16 protein-coding genes and 1 pseudogene are annotated in these 16,659 nt (G+C 37.2%); 13 read left to right on the plus strand and 4 right to left on the minus strand.

Translation table 11 applies throughout. The annotated features are described in order from the left end of the window. Positions 1–107 precede the first annotated feature (107 nt). Complete coding sequence (locus ACIQZG_RS18725; RefSeq protein WP_402756984.1) at positions 108–443, minus strand: hypothetical protein; 336 nt, start codon at positions 441–443, stop codon at positions 108–110. Between the two features lie 85 nt (positions 444–528). Here ACIQZG_RS18725 and ACIQZG_RS18730 point away from each other — a divergent pair, with 85 nt between their 5' ends. The 6 genes from ACIQZG_RS18730 (at position 529) to ACIQZG_RS18755 (ending at position 6,986) form a co-directional block, all read left to right on the plus strand. Continuing rightward, positions 529–885 (plus strand): hypothetical protein, encoded by a 357-nt coding sequence (locus ACIQZG_RS18730; protein WP_402756985.1) that lies wholly within the window; start codon positions 529–531, stop codon positions 883–885. 250 nt (positions 886–1,135) lie between these two features. Then, positions 1,136–2,869, plus strand: coding sequence for an ABC transporter ATP-binding protein (locus tag ACIQZG_RS18735; protein WP_402756986.1), 1,734 nt, complete (start codon positions 1,136–1,138; stop codon positions 2,867–2,869). Then, positions 2,866–4,680, plus strand: a complete 1,815-nt coding sequence (locus tag ACIQZG_RS18740) for an ABC transporter ATP-binding protein (protein WP_402756987.1) — start codon at positions 2,866–2,868, stop codon at positions 4,678–4,680. The genes ACIQZG_RS18735 and ACIQZG_RS18740 overlap by 4 nt, the downstream gene beginning before the upstream one ends. A 111-nt stretch (positions 4,681–4,791) precedes the next feature. Then, the gene (locus ACIQZG_RS18745; protein WP_402756988.1) at positions 4,792–5,331 is read left to right on the plus strand and encodes a sigma-70 family RNA polymerase sigma factor; all 540 of its coding nucleotides are present in this window, start codon (positions 4,792–4,794) and stop codon (positions 5,329–5,331) included. Then, the gene (locus ACIQZG_RS18750; protein ID WP_402756989.1) at positions 5,322–5,708 is read left to right on the plus strand and encodes a PadR family transcriptional regulator; all 387 of its coding nucleotides are present in this window, start codon (positions 5,322–5,324) and stop codon (positions 5,706–5,708) included. Before ACIQZG_RS18745 ends, ACIQZG_RS18750 begins: the two co-directional genes overlap by 10 nt. A gap of 6 nt (positions 5,709–5,714) precedes the next feature. Further along, positions 5,715–6,986: an FtsW/RodA/SpoVE family cell cycle protein gene (locus ACIQZG_RS18755; RefSeq protein ID WP_402756990.1), complete on the plus strand. Its 1,272-nt coding sequence runs from the start codon at positions 5,715–5,717 to the stop codon at positions 6,984–6,986. Positions 6,987–7,047: 61 nt separating this feature from the next. Here ACIQZG_RS18755 and pdxR read toward each other — a convergent pair whose 3' ends face one another. After that, a complete protein-coding gene (gene pdxR, locus ACIQZG_RS18760) occupies positions 7,048–8,478 on the minus strand; it encodes a MocR-like pyridoxine biosynthesis transcription factor PdxR (RefSeq protein ID WP_402756991.1) in 1,431 nt (476 codons plus the stop codon). Between the two features lie 179 nt (positions 8,479–8,657). Here pdxR and ACIQZG_RS18765 point away from each other — a divergent pair, with 179 nt between their 5' ends. The 7 genes and pseudogenes from ACIQZG_RS18765 to ACIQZG_RS18795 all read left to right on the plus strand — a co-directional run bounded on the left by ACIQZG_RS18765 (position 8,658) and on the right by ACIQZG_RS18795 (position 13,563). Next, a complete protein-coding gene (locus tag ACIQZG_RS18765) occupies positions 8,658–9,194 on the plus strand; it encodes a pyridoxamine 5'-phosphate oxidase family protein (protein ID WP_402756992.1) in 537 nt (178 codons plus the stop codon). A gap of 87 nt (positions 9,195–9,281) precedes the next feature. Continuing rightward, positions 9,282–10,535: a serine hydroxymethyltransferase gene (glyA, locus tag ACIQZG_RS18770; RefSeq protein ID WP_402756993.1), complete on the plus strand. Its 1,254-nt coding sequence runs from the start codon at positions 9,282–9,284 to the stop codon at positions 10,533–10,535. A gap of 149 nt (positions 10,536–10,684) precedes the next feature. Further along, complete coding sequence (locus ACIQZG_RS18775; RefSeq protein WP_402756994.1) at positions 10,685–10,816, plus strand: hypothetical protein; 132 nt, start codon at positions 10,685–10,687, stop codon at positions 10,814–10,816. Continuing rightward, on the plus strand, positions 10,786–11,883 hold the full coding sequence (locus ACIQZG_RS18780; protein ID WP_402757040.1) for a benzoate/H(+) symporter BenE family transporter: 1,098 nt from the start codon (positions 10,786–10,788) through the stop codon (positions 11,881–11,883). Before ACIQZG_RS18775 ends, ACIQZG_RS18780 begins: the two co-directional genes overlap by 31 nt. 196 nt (positions 11,884–12,079) lie before the next feature. Further along, complete coding sequence (locus ACIQZG_RS18785) at positions 12,080–12,409, plus strand: DUF3889 domain-containing protein (RefSeq protein WP_483869793.1); 330 nt, start codon at positions 12,080–12,082, stop codon at positions 12,407–12,409. Between the two features lie 158 nt (positions 12,410–12,567). After that, positions 12,568–12,729 (plus strand): annotated as a pseudogene (locus ACIQZG_RS18790) (3-ketoacyl-ACP reductase); the annotation flags it as partial. Between the two features lie 102 nt (positions 12,730–12,831). Further along, positions 12,832–13,563 carry a sulfite exporter TauE/SafE family protein gene (locus tag ACIQZG_RS18795; RefSeq protein WP_402756996.1) on the plus strand — a complete coding sequence of 244 codons (732 nt, stop codon included), beginning with the start codon at positions 12,832–12,834 and terminating at the stop codon, positions 13,561–13,563. Between the two features lie 152 nt (positions 13,564–13,715). Here ACIQZG_RS18795 and ACIQZG_RS18800 read toward each other — a convergent pair whose 3' ends face one another. Together ACIQZG_RS18800 and ACIQZG_RS18805 are read right to left on the minus strand one after the other, a co-directional pair. Then, the gene (locus ACIQZG_RS18800) at positions 13,716–15,485 is read right to left on the minus strand and encodes a methyl-accepting chemotaxis protein (RefSeq protein WP_402756997.1); all 1,770 of its coding nucleotides are present in this window, start codon (positions 15,483–15,485) and stop codon (positions 13,716–13,718) included. A gap of 241 nt (positions 15,486–15,726) precedes the next feature. Beyond that, positions 15,727–16,578, minus strand: coding sequence for a LysR family transcriptional regulator (locus ACIQZG_RS18805; protein WP_402756998.1), 852 nt, complete (start codon positions 16,576–16,578; stop codon positions 15,727–15,729). Positions 16,579–16,659: the final 81 nt, after the last annotated feature.

Genomic DNA, 16,659 nt, shown 5'->3' on the forward strand with positions numbered 1-16,659 from the left:
CGCTGTCCGTCAGACTTCATGGAACCGCCGTATACGGATCCGTACGTACGGTGGTGTGAGAGGACGGGAGTTAGTCGCTCCCTCCTACTCGATTTGTAGTACAGTGATTATTCTTCTCCCTTTAACTGCATCATTAGAGAGGATTGAATATGTAATAAAATTAATAATGCGACGAGCCATCTCGGAAGGGGAAGCATCATAGTCGTTACGAATCCACTCAAGAATAAACTATAAATGCCATATGAGCGATACTGAATGAAATAGTCGTCATTAATTTCAACGTACTTGTTGCTGACAAATGACATTTTCTCTTGGAAAATGTATTGCAATTTGCTGAGAAGATTTTCTCGAATATTTGGAATGCAGTCTTCCATAACGACTAAGTCATAATAGTCACAATTGTCAACGATATATTGAAATACATTTGTACCCTTTGGTTGCATATGTGTTAAATCGAGCAGGGGATTGTAATAAACATTGACTGTTAGTATGCGTTTGTATACAATTGTATTCGAGGGTGTGGTATTTATGAGGGAAAAAAGATTTCGACATTCAGAAGGTTTGAACATTGAAGATTATAGTCGAGATGACAGCAAACAAAGACGAGGCGGTGGTCGAGGCCATGGTCGTGGAGGCGGTAGAGGAGCTCAAACGTTTCGACGTGGCCGTGCCATTGAATTTTTAAATCGATTACAGGTTAAGCGTACTACATTGAAACAACAGCTTGAAACAACGGAACTTCAAACGATTAACGCTATTTTAGTTGGAGAGTTAAAAGCAATTGATGGAGTAATTAACGAATTTACACAGCTATTTGAGTTATATGAAGACGAAACAAACTTGAAAGAATCCAATACTTCTGAAATAGCTACAAACAAGGATTAATCTTATGCCTTACTTCTTAATAAGTATAAAAATTGAGAGGTGAATAGCTTTTACATACGATTAATGAGGATTATAACGTTTGTATAAATTCGTAATAGGACTGATTTGAAAACTTTCAGATTAGTCTTTTTTAATGAAAAAATTGTTTTAGTTTAATATATTACGTGCCACGAAAAACTTTTTCCCTAATGAGAATAATTTTCAGTTATAATAAAGAGTAGATTCTATTAGTAGAAACGGAGACGAATAAATGCAAGCAGTGAAACAATTAGGGCAGTTTTTAGCGCCTTATAAATTCTTTACGATTATTGCGCCACTTCTGATGGTATTAGAAGTCGCAATGGATTTAATCCAGCCAACGATTATGCAACATATGATTGATACTGGTATTGCAAACAGTGACAATGCGTATGTGATGACGATGTTTGGATGGATGCTAGGGAGTGCAGTGCTCGGCCTTGTAGGAGGAATCGGCTGTTCTTACTTTAGCTCAAAGGCAGCGATTCACTTTGCATCAGACGTGCGCGAAGCATTATTTGAGAAGATGATGACATATTCAGCGAAGGAACGAGATGCATTTACGACAGGGAAGCTCATTACGATTTTGACGAGTGATGTTGAAAGTATTCAACGCGCGTTCATGATGACGTTGCGTATTTTTGTGCGTGGACCGCTATTATTTATTGGTGCAATTGTCATTATTTTTGTGACAGCACGAGAATTATTTTCGATTTTATTGGTAATTGTGCCAATCTTAATTATTGCGATGTACTTTTTTACAAGGTATTCAGGAGTTTTATATCGACGAGTACAAGAGGCAATTGATGGTGTGAATACGAAGCTACAGGAAAATTTAGCAGGGATTCGAGTGGTTAAGGCTTTTCGTCGTGAGCAGCAACAAGTGAATCAGTTTGGCGTACTCAATGATACACTGACAAAACGTTTTATTTCGGCAGAGCAAATTGTTGGTTTACTTGTACCCATTACGATGTTTGTTGTAAACCTTGGTATTGTGGCGGGGTTATGGCTTGGAGCTATTAAAGTCGAGGCGGGTATGCTACAAGTTGGGGTAATATTAGCTTTCATTAACTATTTGACAATTATTTTAAACGGCCTTATGTCGTCAAGTATGGTACTTATGCAAATTGCGCGTGCGATTCCTTCAGGAGAACGTATTGTTGATGTACTTAATAGAGAGGTAGCAGTAAGGGAAGCAGAACAAGCTAGTTCGCAAAAGATTAAAGGAGCAGTTGACTTCAAAAATGTTAACTACCGCTATTATGAATCTGCAGAAGATGTATTGAAGAACGTGACATTTTCTATAAAAGCTGGGCAAACAGTTGGTATTATCGGTAAAACAGGTAGTGGTAAGTCAACGTTGGTGAAACTACTGCCACGTCTTTTTGATCCGACAAATGGTGAAGTACTTATTGACGGCAAGTCATTAAAAGACTATGCATTAACGACATTACGTGAGCATATTGGCTTTACGTCACAAAAAGCATTACTATTTTCTGGAGCAATTGAAAAAAATATTCGACTTGGTAACGAAGATGCAACAATTGAGGAATTACATAATGCACTAGACGCCGCCTGTGCATCTGAATTTGTTGACAAGCTCGAAAATGGCTTGGCACATGAGCTAACACAAGGCGCCACGAATTTATCTGGTGGGCAAAAGCAACGTTTAGCGTTAACCCGTGCATTTGTAAGACAACCTGCTATTTTAGTGCTTGATGATACGACATCAGCATTAGACAGTGCATCAGAGAAACATGTACAACAGGCAATTGCTACAAACTTCCCTGATACGACTACTTTTATTGTGGCTTCCAAAATTGCCTCGATTCAGCAAGCGGATCACATATTAGTTATGGAAGACGGCGAAATCGTTGGGCAAGGAACTCATCAACAATTACTGAAAGATAACGTGGCCTATCAAGCTATTTACGCATCCCAACAAAAGGCTGGTGAACAACTATGAGTCAAAATCAACCAAAACAAATGAACTTCGGTCGAGGCCCCCGCATTGGTGGACCTGCTGAAAAGGCTACGAACCAAAAAGCAACAATTCTACGTGTATGGCAATATTTGAAACAACAAAAAGTTGGGTTATATTTCTCGATTTTCTTTGTTATTGCTTCTACATTTCTAAGTCTTGCAGGACCGTATTTAATCGGACATATTGTCGATGCGTACATCATGAAGAAAGACATTGATGGCACAATTCGTCTAGGGCTGGTACTAGCAGCTGTGTTCACAGTAGTGTCTATTTTTACGTGGCTACAAACGTTTGTCATGATTAATGTGTCGATGAAGACAATACGCACACTACGTTTAGAGTTATTTAATAAACTCCAAACGTTAACTCTAAAATTTTTCGACCAACGTGCACTAGGTGATTTAATGAGTCGCGTGACAAATGATATTGATAATTTAAATACAGCTTTAGCGCAAAGTGTCACGCAAATCGTCTCGTCTATTTTAACTGTCATTGGTGTAAGTATTGCGATGTTCTCATTAAGCTGGCAATTAGCCATCGTGACACTTATTATTATTCCATTAATCGTTTTTACAACAAAGCAAATCGTCAAACGTAGTAGTAAAAACTATGTGGCACGTCAGCGAGATTTAGGGAAACTAAATGGTTATGTCGAAGAAATGATTACAGGAGCAGAAGTTGTGACGTTGTTTGGAAAAGAACAGCAAACAATTGAAACGTTCCATCAACAAAATGAAGCGTTACGTAATTCGGCACAGCGCGCTGAGATAACATCTGGTTTACTAGGGCCGATGAACAATTTCATGAATAACTTAGGACTAACGGTTGTCATTGGTACAGGCGCAGTATTAGCAGTGAAAGGTGTTGTTACGGTCGGTGTTATTGCCGCATTTGTAACGTACACTCGTCAGTTTTTCCGTCCACTCAATCAGCTCTCTACCTTACTGAATACATTTCAGTCAGCCATTGCTGGAGCGGAGCGTGTATTTGAGATTTTAGACGAACCATCAGAAGTAGCCGATAAAGAAGGGGCACGTGATTGTAAGCATCTATTAGGAGATGTAATATTCCGCGATGTGTCATTTAGCTATGTAGCAGATAAGCCTGTATTAAAAAACATTAGCTTCCATGCAAAAGTGGGTGAAACAATCGCACTTGTCGGACCAACTGGATCTGGAAAAACGACGATTATTAACTTACTAACACGCTTTTACGATGTGGATGCTGGAGAAATCCTTATTGATAATACTAATATACAAGACTATAAAATGGCGACAATTCGTAAGCGTGTAGGTGTCGTCTTACAAGATACGTACTTATTTTCTGGAACTATTCGAGAAAATATCCGCTTCGGCAAACTGGATGCCACAGATGAAGAAGTAGAGGAGGCTGCGAAAATTGCTAATGCACATAACTTTATTAAATATTTGCCAGAGCAATATGACACACCTGTACAAGCGGGTGGGGCGAATCTAAGTCAAGGGCAAAGACAGCTACTTGCGATTGCACGTGCTATTTTAGAAAATGCCGATATATTAATTTTAGATGAAGCAACGTCCAGCGTCGATACGCAGACCGAGGTCGATATTCAAAAAGGGTTACTACGTTTGATGCAAGGAAGAACGAGCTTTGTCATTGCACATCGTTTGAAAACAATTGAAAATGCTGACCAAATTCTTGTCATCCAGCAAGGTGAAATTGTGGAGCAAGGCAATCACCAACAGTTAATGAAGCGACAAGGAATATACAGTAATCTACAGCAAAAACTGCTTTTAGAAAACGATGCGATGTAAATATTAGTTAGTGATTTAAAAGAACAATCATCGAGTAAAGTATGATTGTTCTTTTTTATGCAAACTTTTGTTATTTGGGACTCGTCTAATAGTTGAAATGGAGGTACGAACGTGGATGAATTTACATTATCACTTGAAAATACGCAGGTGCATACCATAGATGATATTATTCAAGCGTATGGACAAGAATTGTTACAGCTTGTATATGCTTATGTGAAAAATCAGGCAATTGCTGAAGATTTAACACAGGAAATATTCGTGAAGTGTTATCAGGCACTCCCTACATATAAAGGCAAATCGTCCGTAAAAACATGGCTTTGGCGGATTGGCATTAATCACTGTAAAGATTACTTAAAAAGTTGGTACAACCAAAATGTACATATAAGCACAGATGATCATTTCAGTCGCCAAGAAAGTAATGTCGATGTCGAGCAAACCGTAATCCAACAAGATGAGGATGCTAGGTTGGCGGGAAATGTAATGCAACTACCAATACTATATCGTGAAGTAATTTATTTGTTTTATTTTGAAGAACTTTCCATAAAAGAAATTGCACATGTACTTGCAATCAATAGCAATACGGTAAAAACGAGGCTGCGTAAAGGTAAAGCCTTATTAAAAGAGCAATGGGAGGTACAAGCATGGACTTAAACAATCTACGAAAATCGATGAAAAAGACAACATTTAAGAAGCTAGAATTTAAAGATAATCATAGACAAGCTGTTCTAGAGAAAATCGCTCAACTTTCTGAGATAGAAGATGTACGATTGGCAGTGCTCCAACTCTTAATGCAGCAAAAAACAGGATATGAGTTAACTCAATTACTCCTTGCTAGAGGGATGAAAGGGATTGAACGTAATGAAGGAGCGCTGTATGCTTTGCTCCATCAATTGGAACAGGAAGGACAGGTATACGCACATTGGTCGGATGAAGGAGAGAAGTTTTATGTTCTGAGCAAGCAAGGTGAAAAATTGCTAAAGAAACCCTCATCCAATAAATTCGCTAGAAAAATTTTACTACAGGGGTGAGGTTTCATGAATGTACTAGATACATATTTAAAACGCGTCACAAACTATATCAAATCAAAAGATGCACGTTCATTCGTAGTTACAGAATTAACGCAACATATTAAACATGCACAACAAGGGTGGATGAATAAAGGGTTGACTGAAGAGGAGGCTTTACAAAAAGCGATTGCAGAAATGGGGAGTCCATCAACATTAGGTGCGTCATTAAATAAAATCCATAAACCGAAAGTGGACTGGTTGCTGATAGGTTTGTTGGTGTTAGTTATGTTGCTGAGTTTTTTACCTGTTATGACACAGACGATGTATAGTTCAGATTTACTTGTGAAGAGAAAAGTTATTTTCGTTGTACTAGGGATTATTCTTGCGATAGGTTTGATGTTTTTGGATTATCGAAAGTTACAGAAATACGGCTATGTATTTTTCGGTATTGGGACAGCTATTTTACTCTGTGTTCATGCATTTCGTACGGGATATATGGGTGGTCAACCTATATTCGTCATTGGCTCGTTAAGAATAGAAAGTTCGATGGCGATACCGTTTTATGTTATTGCTTGGGCAACCTTGTTTCATAATCGGACGAATCTGTTGATGTGTATCCGTTTATTTTTCATCTCTCTTTTTTTACTCGCTTTTAATGGGCAAACAGTGACTTTAGTTATGTATTGCATGTTAGTTGCCGTGCTTTTCTGGTACAGCACTTTTTCAAAGAAAATCAAATTGATTGCCACGGGGATTGGTGTGACGTTTGGAAGTGCTATACTATTATTTTTTGTGAAAACGATTCGAACTTTTCAACTTTCGCAAATTGGCGTTTTTTTCAATCCAGAGGTGCATGTGGATAAAAAAGGATTTTATTATACGCTACTTCAAAATGTTATCACGCAAGGAAAATGGATCGGTGCAAGTGATAGCATGGTTATTCCAGATTCGCATACGGATTTTGTATTAGTAGGCGTGATTCAGTCATATGGTTATGCATTTGTTATTGTTTTTATAACATTATTAGCTTTATGTGTTATTCGTTTAATGAAGATTGTACTTCGTGTTCAGGATCCTTATGCACGCTTACTCCTTATTGGCGGTATGACGATTTTTGGCGGGCAGTTTGTCTATCATGTCGGCATGACATTTGGTTTTTTACCGATTGTAGTCATGCCAATGCCGTTTGTTAGCTATGGACTGATGCCGACAATGCTTGGCGCGTTTATTGTAGGTCTTGCATTAAGTGTATGGCGTAGAAGAAATTTATACGTAGAATATAACGGTCCTGTTAGTTGAGGTACCCAATCGTGAATCAAAGTAGCCGGCATCAAGTTTGATGTCGGCTTTTTTCAGTATTTCATGTAAGAATATTAGACAATTGTCGAATACCACGAATAATTGTTTCCTCATCTACTTTGGAGTATCCCAATACCCAACCCTTTCGCTTACTCTCAAGACAGTAAGGGCTGAGGGGATAGACACGTACCCCATTCCCTAATGCCTTTTTCGTCATTTCTTCTTCATTAAAATCTTCACTTGCTTCCAGTAACATATGCAGACCTGTTTCCACACCTTTAACTGAAAATACCTCTCCTAATTTGGTTGAAGCTATTGCCTTTATCATAGCCTCGTGCCTTCGTCGGTAGACATTTCTGACACGTCTCATATGTAGCATAAAATGACCATGCTCAATGAAGTGAGCAAGTGTTAACTGCTCCATGATGGGAAGGTGTCTAGAAGTGAGGTTTTGCACCCGAGCGATTTGCGTAATTGCTTCAGCGGGTCCAATTATGGCCGAAATCCTAATTCCTGGGGCAATCATTTTAGAAAAACTCATAAGGTAGAGCGTACAAGCAGGTTCTTGGCTAAATAATGTCGGAAGGGGCTCACCACTATGGCGAAATTCACTATCATAGTCGTCTTCTACAATCCAGGTTTTATTACGAATTGCACGTTCAAATAGTTGCCTTCGCCGCTTAACAGACATGATTACACCGGTCGCACATTGATGGGAAGGTGTAACATAGACAAGTTTAGATTGTGTAGGAATACAATCGACAACAATACCTTGTTCATCAACTGGTACGGGTATGATGTTCATCTTGCGGTACATCATTGTCAGCCAAGCAGGTGGAAATCCTGGATCCTCAACTGATACTGTGTCCCCCTCTAAGAGAAGTGCTTGTGAGATCAAATCTATGCTTTGCTGAGCACCTGATGTGAGTAAAATCTGTTCAATATCAACATGGATTCCTCGTTCTACTGATAAATAATGCTGAATTTGACGTCGCAAAGGTTCGTAACCAAAAGTGTTTCCATAAGTCCAGCAGGATAAATCCGCTTTGGCCGACGCATGGAGAAAAGATTGCCTCCATTTTTTCTGAAATAAAGGGTCTAAGTAAGGCTCATGAGGAGAAAAATCAATATCGACAGCGTTTTGCCTTTTCTCACCTGACCAATCATGTAATCGGCCTACTGCTTCTTCTAAAACTGGAAGCGGAGGTAGTGTCAGGTGGTGAGCTAATCTTTCTTCTTTTGAAATCAAGGGCTGGTTCCAGTCACTTACTCGTGTTCCTCCACGCCGTGATGTAACCGTATAGCCTCTACTAAAAAGTTCTTCATACATCGCCTGTACCGTTGAGCGAGCGATTCCTAATTGTTGCGCGAGTTCACGAGTCGGGGGTAGTCGATAACCAGCTCTCCATTTTCCGCTTGTAATATTATGTATTGCTTGATCTAGTAGCTGTTTCCAAATTGGTTTACTATCATGTCGATCGACTTTTAGCATTACGTATCGGACTCCTTTATGGACTGATAAAAAACTGTATATTTGGATATATCATACCATTCCAAAAACTACTAAACTACAAGCAAGTGGAAAAAACATCTTAGTACTTCCACAGTCACGCATACGCGAAAATCCGTAAAGGATGACAGTAGAACAAACTACAAAGGAGTGGATTCGATTTGAATTCAATACGTTATAAGGCTAGGGAGTGTAAGGATCAGAGAAAAATCGAGAATTTTCTTCAGACTTCGAGGGTCGGCCACCTTGGTCTATCGGATGGGAAACATCCATATGTTGTGCCATTAAATTATGTGTGGATGAATGACAAAATCTATTTTCATGGTGCAGAGGGGGGGAAAAGAAATCAAATCATGAAGGATAATGCTGAAGTCTGTTTCACAGTTTGTGTAGAATATGGCACCATTACTGATCCAGTTCCAGCAAAGACAGATACAGCGTATATGAGTGTCATACTTTTCGGGAAAGCGGAGGTTGTCACAGAGTTAGAGGAATCGACAAGTGTATTGCAAGAAATGATGGATAAATATATTCCAGGTTATCATAGCCGTTCGCTTTCTAAACAACATGTTGAAAAGTATAGGTCATCAATTTATGGATCGGCAGTTCAAGTTTATAGCATCAAACCACATCATCTTACAGCAAAAGAGAGTCCGATTGAAGTGGAAAAGATGTTTAAGCCAAATTCTGTTGAATAGCTACTTTCCGCTTTTAGGCAGGGATAGAAACCGTTTTGCATAGGAATTAAGGTATTCAAATAAATTGTGAATGGAGAGAAACAAGCTATGAATTTTATCAAAATGCAGGATCCTTTATTATATGAAGCTATTGAAAATGAATTAGAACGTCAGAGATCAAAAATCGAATTAATCGCTTCTGAAAACTTTGCATCAAAGGCAGTAATGGAAGCGCAAGGGTCTGTTTTAACGAATAAATATGCTGAAGGTTATCCAGGACATAGATATTACGGAGGATGTGAGTTCGTAGATATTGCTGAAGAGATCGCCCGTGATCGCGCAAAACAGATTTTTGGTGCATCCTATGTGAATGTTCAGCCTCATTCCGGTTCACAGGCGAATATGGCTGTATACTATACAATTCTTGAACAAGGTGACACGGTATTAGGCATGAACTTGTCTCATGGTGGACACTTGACCCACGGAAGTCCAGTCAATTTTAGCGGCAGGCAATTTAACTTTGTACAATATGGGGTTCGTGAGGATACTCAACATATTGATTACGATTATGTTCTTGAAGTTGCGCAGAAAACAAAACCCAAGCTGATTATTGCAGGGGCCAGCGCTTATCCTAGAGAAATGGATTTTAAGAAATTTCGTGAAATTGCCGATGAAGTGGGTGCTTTCTTTATGGCAGATATTGCGCACATTGCAGGCCTAATCGCGGCAGGACTACACCAAAATCCAATTCCATATGCACATTTTGTAACAACAACAACCCATAAAACACTCCGTGGACCTCGTGGTGGTATGATCTTGTGTAATGAAGAGACTGGGAAAGAATATGGAAAAAGGCTTGATAAATCCATTTTTCCAGGAATTCAGGGTGGACCACTTATGCACGTGATTGCTGCAAAAGCTGTAGCTCTTGGTGAGGCGCTTACTGATGAGTTCAAAACGTATTCACAAGCTATTGTTACGAATGCAAAACGATTGGCAAAGAAGTTACAATTGGAAGGCATAGATATAGTTTCAGGAGGAACAGATAATCACTTACTTCTGTTAGATTTGCGTTCAATTGGTGTTACAGGAAAGGTCGCTGAAATAACACTTGATAAAGTGGGGATTACGTCTAACAAAAATAGTATACCTTTTGATCCAGAGAAACCTTTTGTGACAAGCGGAATCCGTCTAGGTACGGCAGCAGTGACATCACGCGGTTTTAATGAGGAAACGATGGACGAGATTGGCGAACTTGTCGCAATAACGCTTAAGAATATTGAAAATGAGCAGGAGCTAGTGAAAGTGAGTAAGCGAGTGTCTACTTTAACAAGCCGTTTTCCTTTGTATTCTAACTTATAAAGATGGCACGCAAATATTTTAAATATTCGCGATTGCATTCAGTTGATTGTAAATAGTATTTATCATTCATTTTCATAATTTAAAAGAATTATGATTTGCAAAGTTACTGTGTACGATGAGCTATTAATACTTAAAGAGGTGAGTACGAAATGAAATCCAAAACAAGTGTGATTCATGTAGATGATCTTTTTTTTCCATCAATTGCTGCATTAGTATCCGTTCTTATTAATATGGAGGAACTTTTGCGATTATATTCCAAGCTGCCAAAGTTGCAAATCTAAGTCCCGAATTAACCGCCTCATGGGTTTTCTCCTTATCCATAGGTGTGGGCATAACAGGCATATGGTTAAGCTACAAATATAAAGAGCCTATTATTACAGCCTGGTCCACTCCAGGTGTAGCATTTTTAGCATCGGCATTATTATTTACTTCATATAATGAAGCAATAGGTGCTTATATCATGTCTGCAATAGGATTCGTTATTTTGGGCATGACTGGTATGTTCGATCGTCTCATTAAATACATTCCACCTGGCATTGCATCTGGTTTATTGGCTGGTATATTGCTGCAGTTTGGAATAGCGGCATTCGGTGGAGCGCAAGTGGAGCCTGCCTTCGTGATACTGTTGTTTTTTACGTATATCGTTATAAAACGTCTTGTTTCCCGATTTGCAATAGTAGGGATATTAGTTGTTGGGTTAGTATATCTCATCCTACTAAATAAAGTTAATTTCCATGGTATTGGGCTCGATTTAGCGCTACCGGTGTTAACTACGCCTGAATTTTCGATAGCTTCTGTATTAGGTGTCGCGTTACCTTTATTTATTATCACTTTAACCGGACAATATATCCCGGGTATGTTGATTTTAAGGAGAGATGGATTTAAAACTAGCGCCAATCCGATATTGACCGTTACAGGTTTAGGTTCATTAATGATGGCTCCGTTTGGTTCACATGCTTTTAATATCGCAGCCATATCTTCCGCAATTTGTACAAGTCCTGATGCCCATAAAGATAAATCAAAACGTTATATTGCTGGGATAATATGTGGGTTTATGTACATAGTTGTTGGTATTTTCGGGGTTACACTCGTAACACTATTTTTAACATTACCACCAACTTTTATAGCCACTCTAGCTGGTTTAGCATTGTTAGGGACAATTGGAAATAGCTTATCGGAAGCATTGAGCAACCCAGACAATCGCGAAACGGCACTGATTACATTTTTAGCTACTGCAGCAAATGTGACTCTCCTAGGAGTAGGTGGCGCATTTTGGGGATTGGTAGCGGGTATGTTAGCGCATGTAGTGATGAATTTAGGTTCTTTTAAGAAAGCTGTTACTACCTAACGTGTAATATAAGGACTAAAGGATGGGTAATTAAGTTTTTAATTCTATACATTCATCTATCGGTGATGAAGTTAATATTTTCAAGTCAATAATACACATGCCAATTCTGGTTTTTAAACTTGTTATGGAGTTTTTTTTAATGTCGAATGATATTAAGCAAATGACTCATCCTATAAGAAAGGAGATGAGTTCAATTATGCGGAAAAAAATCATTGCACTTGGCGCCTTACTTACAGCCAATGTAGTTCCAACACAAACCCCGATTACCGCTCTTGCACAACAAGAAATTCCATCCTACGCTAAATGGGGCCAGCTCGCGATTAAAGAAACTAAAACAAAGTATCCCAATGCGAAGATTATTGACTACTTGTATGAGGGAAGCGAGTCTAAAGAAGCATCTACAATTGAAAAATTTAAGCTTTGGTTAAAAGAAGGTGACCATGAATTCGGAGTTTTTGTAAGAATTGAATTCATAACTGATACTGAAAAAATGGTAAAGATAGAATTTCAAGAAACGACAAGATAAGGCTACTTAATGCAAGAACTAATACTCTATCCTTTTTAGTTTTTTCTTTTGTTAATAACATATACATTTTTACATCAATTAATTATTAGCACTTTAAAGAAGTAAGATGGGGGTATTTATTTAGCATTAATGATTTCGAATCAATAGATACCCCAATCATATCGGATTGGAGAAAGGATGAGTATTTAAACCAGCAATTAATGGATTCACCTGTGACGCCTAAAGATGTAGCGGATACCGTAGTTTTTTTATTATCAGACAAAGCAAAGCATTATACAGGGGTGACATTTGATCTGAATAATGGTGGATATCTAAGGTAGTCGTTAAAATTCAAAAGTGACCAATTGAATAGCAACCAAATGAAAAAACATCCTCGAAATGATAAAATAATAGTTAGTATATTATTGGTTAGGGGGATGGTTTTGGAAACAATAGTTATTTTCATTTGTATCATATTAGTAGCCTCTATTTTGCAAGCAAGTACCGGCTTTGGTTTTTCAATCATGGCAACACCGTTTTTGCTGATGCTATTTCTTCCACAAGAGGCGATACAAATAAATATAATTATATCGTTAATCATTTCCTCAATTTTAGTGTGGAAAATACGGGATGATATTGATAAGGTTCTATTAAAACGAATCTCGTTAGGTAGTATAGTAGGGCTACCATTTGGCTTTATCATTTTTATGTTTAGTAATATTACAGTAATAAAAATAGTTGTGGGCATTCTTCTTATATTATTGACGTTGTTATTAGTATGCAAATTCAAAATCAAAGCTACTTCTAATAGGGATTTTATTGTTGGTGGTATTTCAGGTATACTGACATCGAGTATTGGGATGCCAGGACCACCATTAATACTCTACTTTACAGGAACAAGCATAAAAAAAGAGCAACTACGCGCAACTAATTTAGCTTTCTTTCTCATAATATTTTCGATCAGTCTTGTAACTCAAATCCTCTTTACGGGAACAAACATATTAATATGGAAATACAGTCTTTATGCAATTCCAATTGTATGTACCGGGTTATATATTGGCCAAATTATTTTCAAGAAGATTAACCAACAGATTTTCACGCTATTTACATACATCCTATTAATTTGTACAGGAGTATTCCTATTAATAGAAAGTTTAAAATCGTTATTACATTAGATTTGAAAAATCGCCGACAGTGAGAACTGTCAGCGATTTTTTTTGCTCATCACCAAAAGGTGGGGTTAACATTTAAAATAAAGTGTTTGTTGATTGGCGTAACCGAAATTAATCCAAAAGTTAGGGTGATGAATCCTTTTTGTAAAGTACAATTATAAATTATATTTTCTAAGTGTATCATTTACCTTTTCACTTAATTCCGTTAAATCTTGTGCTAACGTTGTTACACTGTGAATAGCTTTGATTTGTTCATCGATGGATGCCGTTACTTCTTCAGAAGAAGCGGCTGTTTCTTCTGAAATAGCAGATATGTTTTGAATAGCATCAATAATTACTTTACTTTGTGCGGTCACCTGATGAATTTCTGTATTTAAGTGCTCCATCCCCATAGTTATTTCCTGAACAGTGTCTGAGATTTTATTGAATTCAGTTTCTGTATCGTTGACTGCATCATGTAGTTGGCTAGAGAGGGTATAGGTCATAGCCATAGCTGACACTGTAACTTCAACTTCTTTTTCAATGCCTGTAATCATTTGCTGAATTTGCTGCGTCGATGTTCGAGATTCTTCTGCTAATTTCCTTACTTCCTCTGCGACAACTGCAAATCCTTTACCATGTTCACCGGCACGTGCTGCTTCAATGCTTGCATTTAAGGCCAATAAATTGGTCTGTTGCGAAACGTTATTAATTGTGTCTGTGATTTTAGATATATCTTTAAGCTGATTATAGAGCTTTGTAATACCGATACTTATTTGTTCAGATGCTTCAGCCGATTCATCATTGGATTTTTTTAGAACTGTGACGATATCTTTTCCTTTAGCTGTTGCGTCTTCAGAAATAGCTGTGATATCTCTTATTTGTTGATTTTGATTGTTCATCTTTTCAATAGAAGTCGTTAAGAGATCTAAGCTTCTATTGGTTTCTTCTAAATTAGAAGCCTGCCCAATTGCCCCTGTTGCAATTTCTGTCATCGCAACTCCGATCTCATCACTACTAGCTGATGTTTGTTCGGAAACGGCCGATAATTCGCTAGCTGATGTTAATAGTGTTTCAATCGTTTGTTTTACATCGAATAGTAAGCTACGTAAATTTCGTGTCATTTGGTTGAAAGTTGTGCCAAGCTGACCAATTTCATCGTTTGATTCTGGAAGTTGCTTGCCGGTTAAATCACCTTCTGCAATTTGAAGGGATGATTGTGAAATGTCACTTAGTAATGCGAATTTCCTTTTCGTTGTAATATAGAAAATAGTTAAACCAAATACAACTGCAAGTACTGTTAATAAAGTAGAAATCCATTTTAACTTAGCGAGGGGGGCATAAAATTCATCTATATAAGCACCAATCCCAATATGCCAATCCCAAGGTTCGAAATAGGTGATGTAAGAAATCTTCTCACGTTCCTTTTCACCCTCATTATTGATCCAGCTGTATTCATAAAAATGATCTTCATATGAAGATGTTTGCGAAATTTTCAATAAATCTTGAACTACATATTGGCCACGATTATTTTGAAAGTTCGTTCGATCTTCGTTTAATGGAATTACTGGATGTAAAGTAATGCGATGATCTGAATCGTAGGCAAATAAATAGCCTTCGTTTTTATAAACAAAATTGGACTTACTATAGTCATGTAAAAGTGAAGAATCTTTAGCAGTAGGGCCGAGTATAACAGCGCGTGCTTTTTCTTGTGCTTCTTCTTTTGTTAGATGACCCAGCTCTACGTCATCATTTAACAGTTTAAGGACTTCAGTAGCGGAATTTGTTAAATGTGCTAAATCTAATTTTCCGCTAGTGATTAATTCCTTTTTTGCAAAATGATAATTTGTAATACCAATTGTAGAACCTATAACAGTAATTAAAAAAAAGATCAAAACAAACAATTTAAATGAGATAGTACTAGTAAAGCCTTTGTCTTTTTTCATATTTGAGCTCCTTTTCTTATGTAATTTGCCCCTATTAAGATTTTAATAGTTTTATAACAGTAAAGTTAGTGGATAACCTTACCAATAACCGTTTAGAAGGCCAGAGAAAGAAAATATAATAAGCTACAAAAGTCCAACTTCACAATTTGTACACATTTTATTTAATTTAATTTAACATTCTAGTAATATATTGTAAAGTTATTAGGCTTAAGGGATCGTTGCTTTTTGAAATGAAAGAGGACTAAAGGATAGATTGAATAACATTTTTTAATTGAATGATACTATTTTGATCATATTCGCTCTTTTTGTAGATAAAAACCGTATGTATCGAATTATCCAGTGGTAAATTGTAACTATGAATATTGGTAAATTTATAAAGATCAATCAGTTTGGTATTTAACACAGTAATTGAATGCTTTATTTGTAGAAAATCTAGAATACTACTGACAGATTTTATTTCTTTTATGTTATATGGAATTTGATTGTCTTTAAGCCATTCGACGATTGCTCGCGTATACATGCAACTTTTACTTAAGACGAGTAAGGTCAACGTTGTACGCTCATTAAAGTTAATAATATGTAAATCATTTGAAATTACCTCAAATGTTTCAGTAGCTATGATGTCATAGTTTAAATCTGGATAGATTTTAATTGGTTTACTTGTGAGTGCACAATCCATTTGGGCATTGTGTACTTTTTCATTTAAAGAAATACTAGATTCTACCGTAAAATCTACATCGAGAGAAATGTTATTGTTATTTAATGCGTTAACGATAGAAGCACCATAAATTTTGATTGTTGTAAGTGATGCACCAATATTTACTTTCGTATTCGCTTGCTCAGAACCAATAGCTTGTAAAAATTCCTCGTACTCTTGCGTAATGCGTTCAAGGTAGTTTTTATAGTGAATACCGACATCGGTAATTTTTAAGCCTTGCGGTGTACGTTTAAAAATAGGTTGGCCGATTTCTTTCTCCATCTTTTTGACTTTAGATGTTAGAGCAGATTGCGTATAATTGGTGATTTCGGCGGATTTACTTAAATTTTGACGGTTCAATATTTCGATTTTTAATGCGATATCTTCGATGTTCATATTATTTTGCACACCCTATAAAAAATTTTGATAGTAACAATCACTTTCTTCCATTTTACGCGACTAGCTATCCAGCGTAAA

Origin of the sequence: Lysinibacillus sp. NPDC096418 (assembly GCF_044762775.1) — a bacterium.
Lineage (GTDB): Bacteria > Bacillota > Bacilli > Bacillales_A > Planococcaceae > Lysinibacillus.

Excerpts from the sequence above, each read along its gene's own strand:
- ACIQZG_RS18725 (WP_402756984.1), bottom strand. The coding sequence starts at position 443 with ATGCAACCAAAGGGTACAAATGTATTTCAATATATCGTTGACAATTGT.
- ACIQZG_RS18730 (WP_402756985.1), top strand. The coding sequence starts at position 529 with ATGAGGGAAAAAAGATTTCGACATTCAGAAGGTTTGAACATTGAAGAT.
- ACIQZG_RS18735 (WP_402756986.1), top strand. The coding sequence starts at position 1,136 with ATGCAAGCAGTGAAACAATTAGGGCAGTTTTTAGCGCCTTATAAATTC.
- ACIQZG_RS18740 (WP_402756987.1), top strand. The coding sequence starts at position 2,866 with ATGAGTCAAAATCAACCAAAACAAATGAACTTCGGTCGAGGCCCCCGC.
- ACIQZG_RS18750 (WP_402756989.1), top strand. The coding sequence starts at position 5,322 with ATGGACTTAAACAATCTACGAAAATCGATGAAAAAGACAACATTTAAG.
- ACIQZG_RS18755 (WP_402756990.1), top strand. The coding sequence starts at position 5,715 with ATGAATGTACTAGATACATATTTAAAACGCGTCACAAACTATATCAAA.
- pdxR (WP_402756991.1), bottom strand. The coding sequence starts at position 8,478 with ATGCTAAAAGTCGATCGACATGATAGTAAACCAATTTGGAAACAGCTA.
- glyA (WP_402756993.1), top strand. The coding sequence starts at position 9,282 with ATGAATTTTATCAAAATGCAGGATCCTTTATTATATGAAGCTATTGAA.
- ACIQZG_RS18775 (WP_402756994.1), top strand. The coding sequence starts at position 10,685 with ATGAAATCCAAAACAAGTGTGATTCATGTAGATGATCTTTTTTTTCCA.
- ACIQZG_RS18785 (WP_483869793.1), top strand. The coding sequence starts at position 12,080 with ATGCGGAAAAAAATCATTGCACTTGGCGCCTTACTTACAGCCAATGTA.
- ACIQZG_RS18800 (WP_402756997.1), bottom strand. The coding sequence starts at position 15,485 with ATGAAAAAAGACAAAGGCTTTACTAGTACTATCTCATTTAAATTGTTT.
- ACIQZG_RS18805 (WP_402756998.1), bottom strand. The coding sequence starts at position 16,578 with ATGAACATCGAAGATATCGCATTAAAAATCGAAATATTGAACCGTCAA.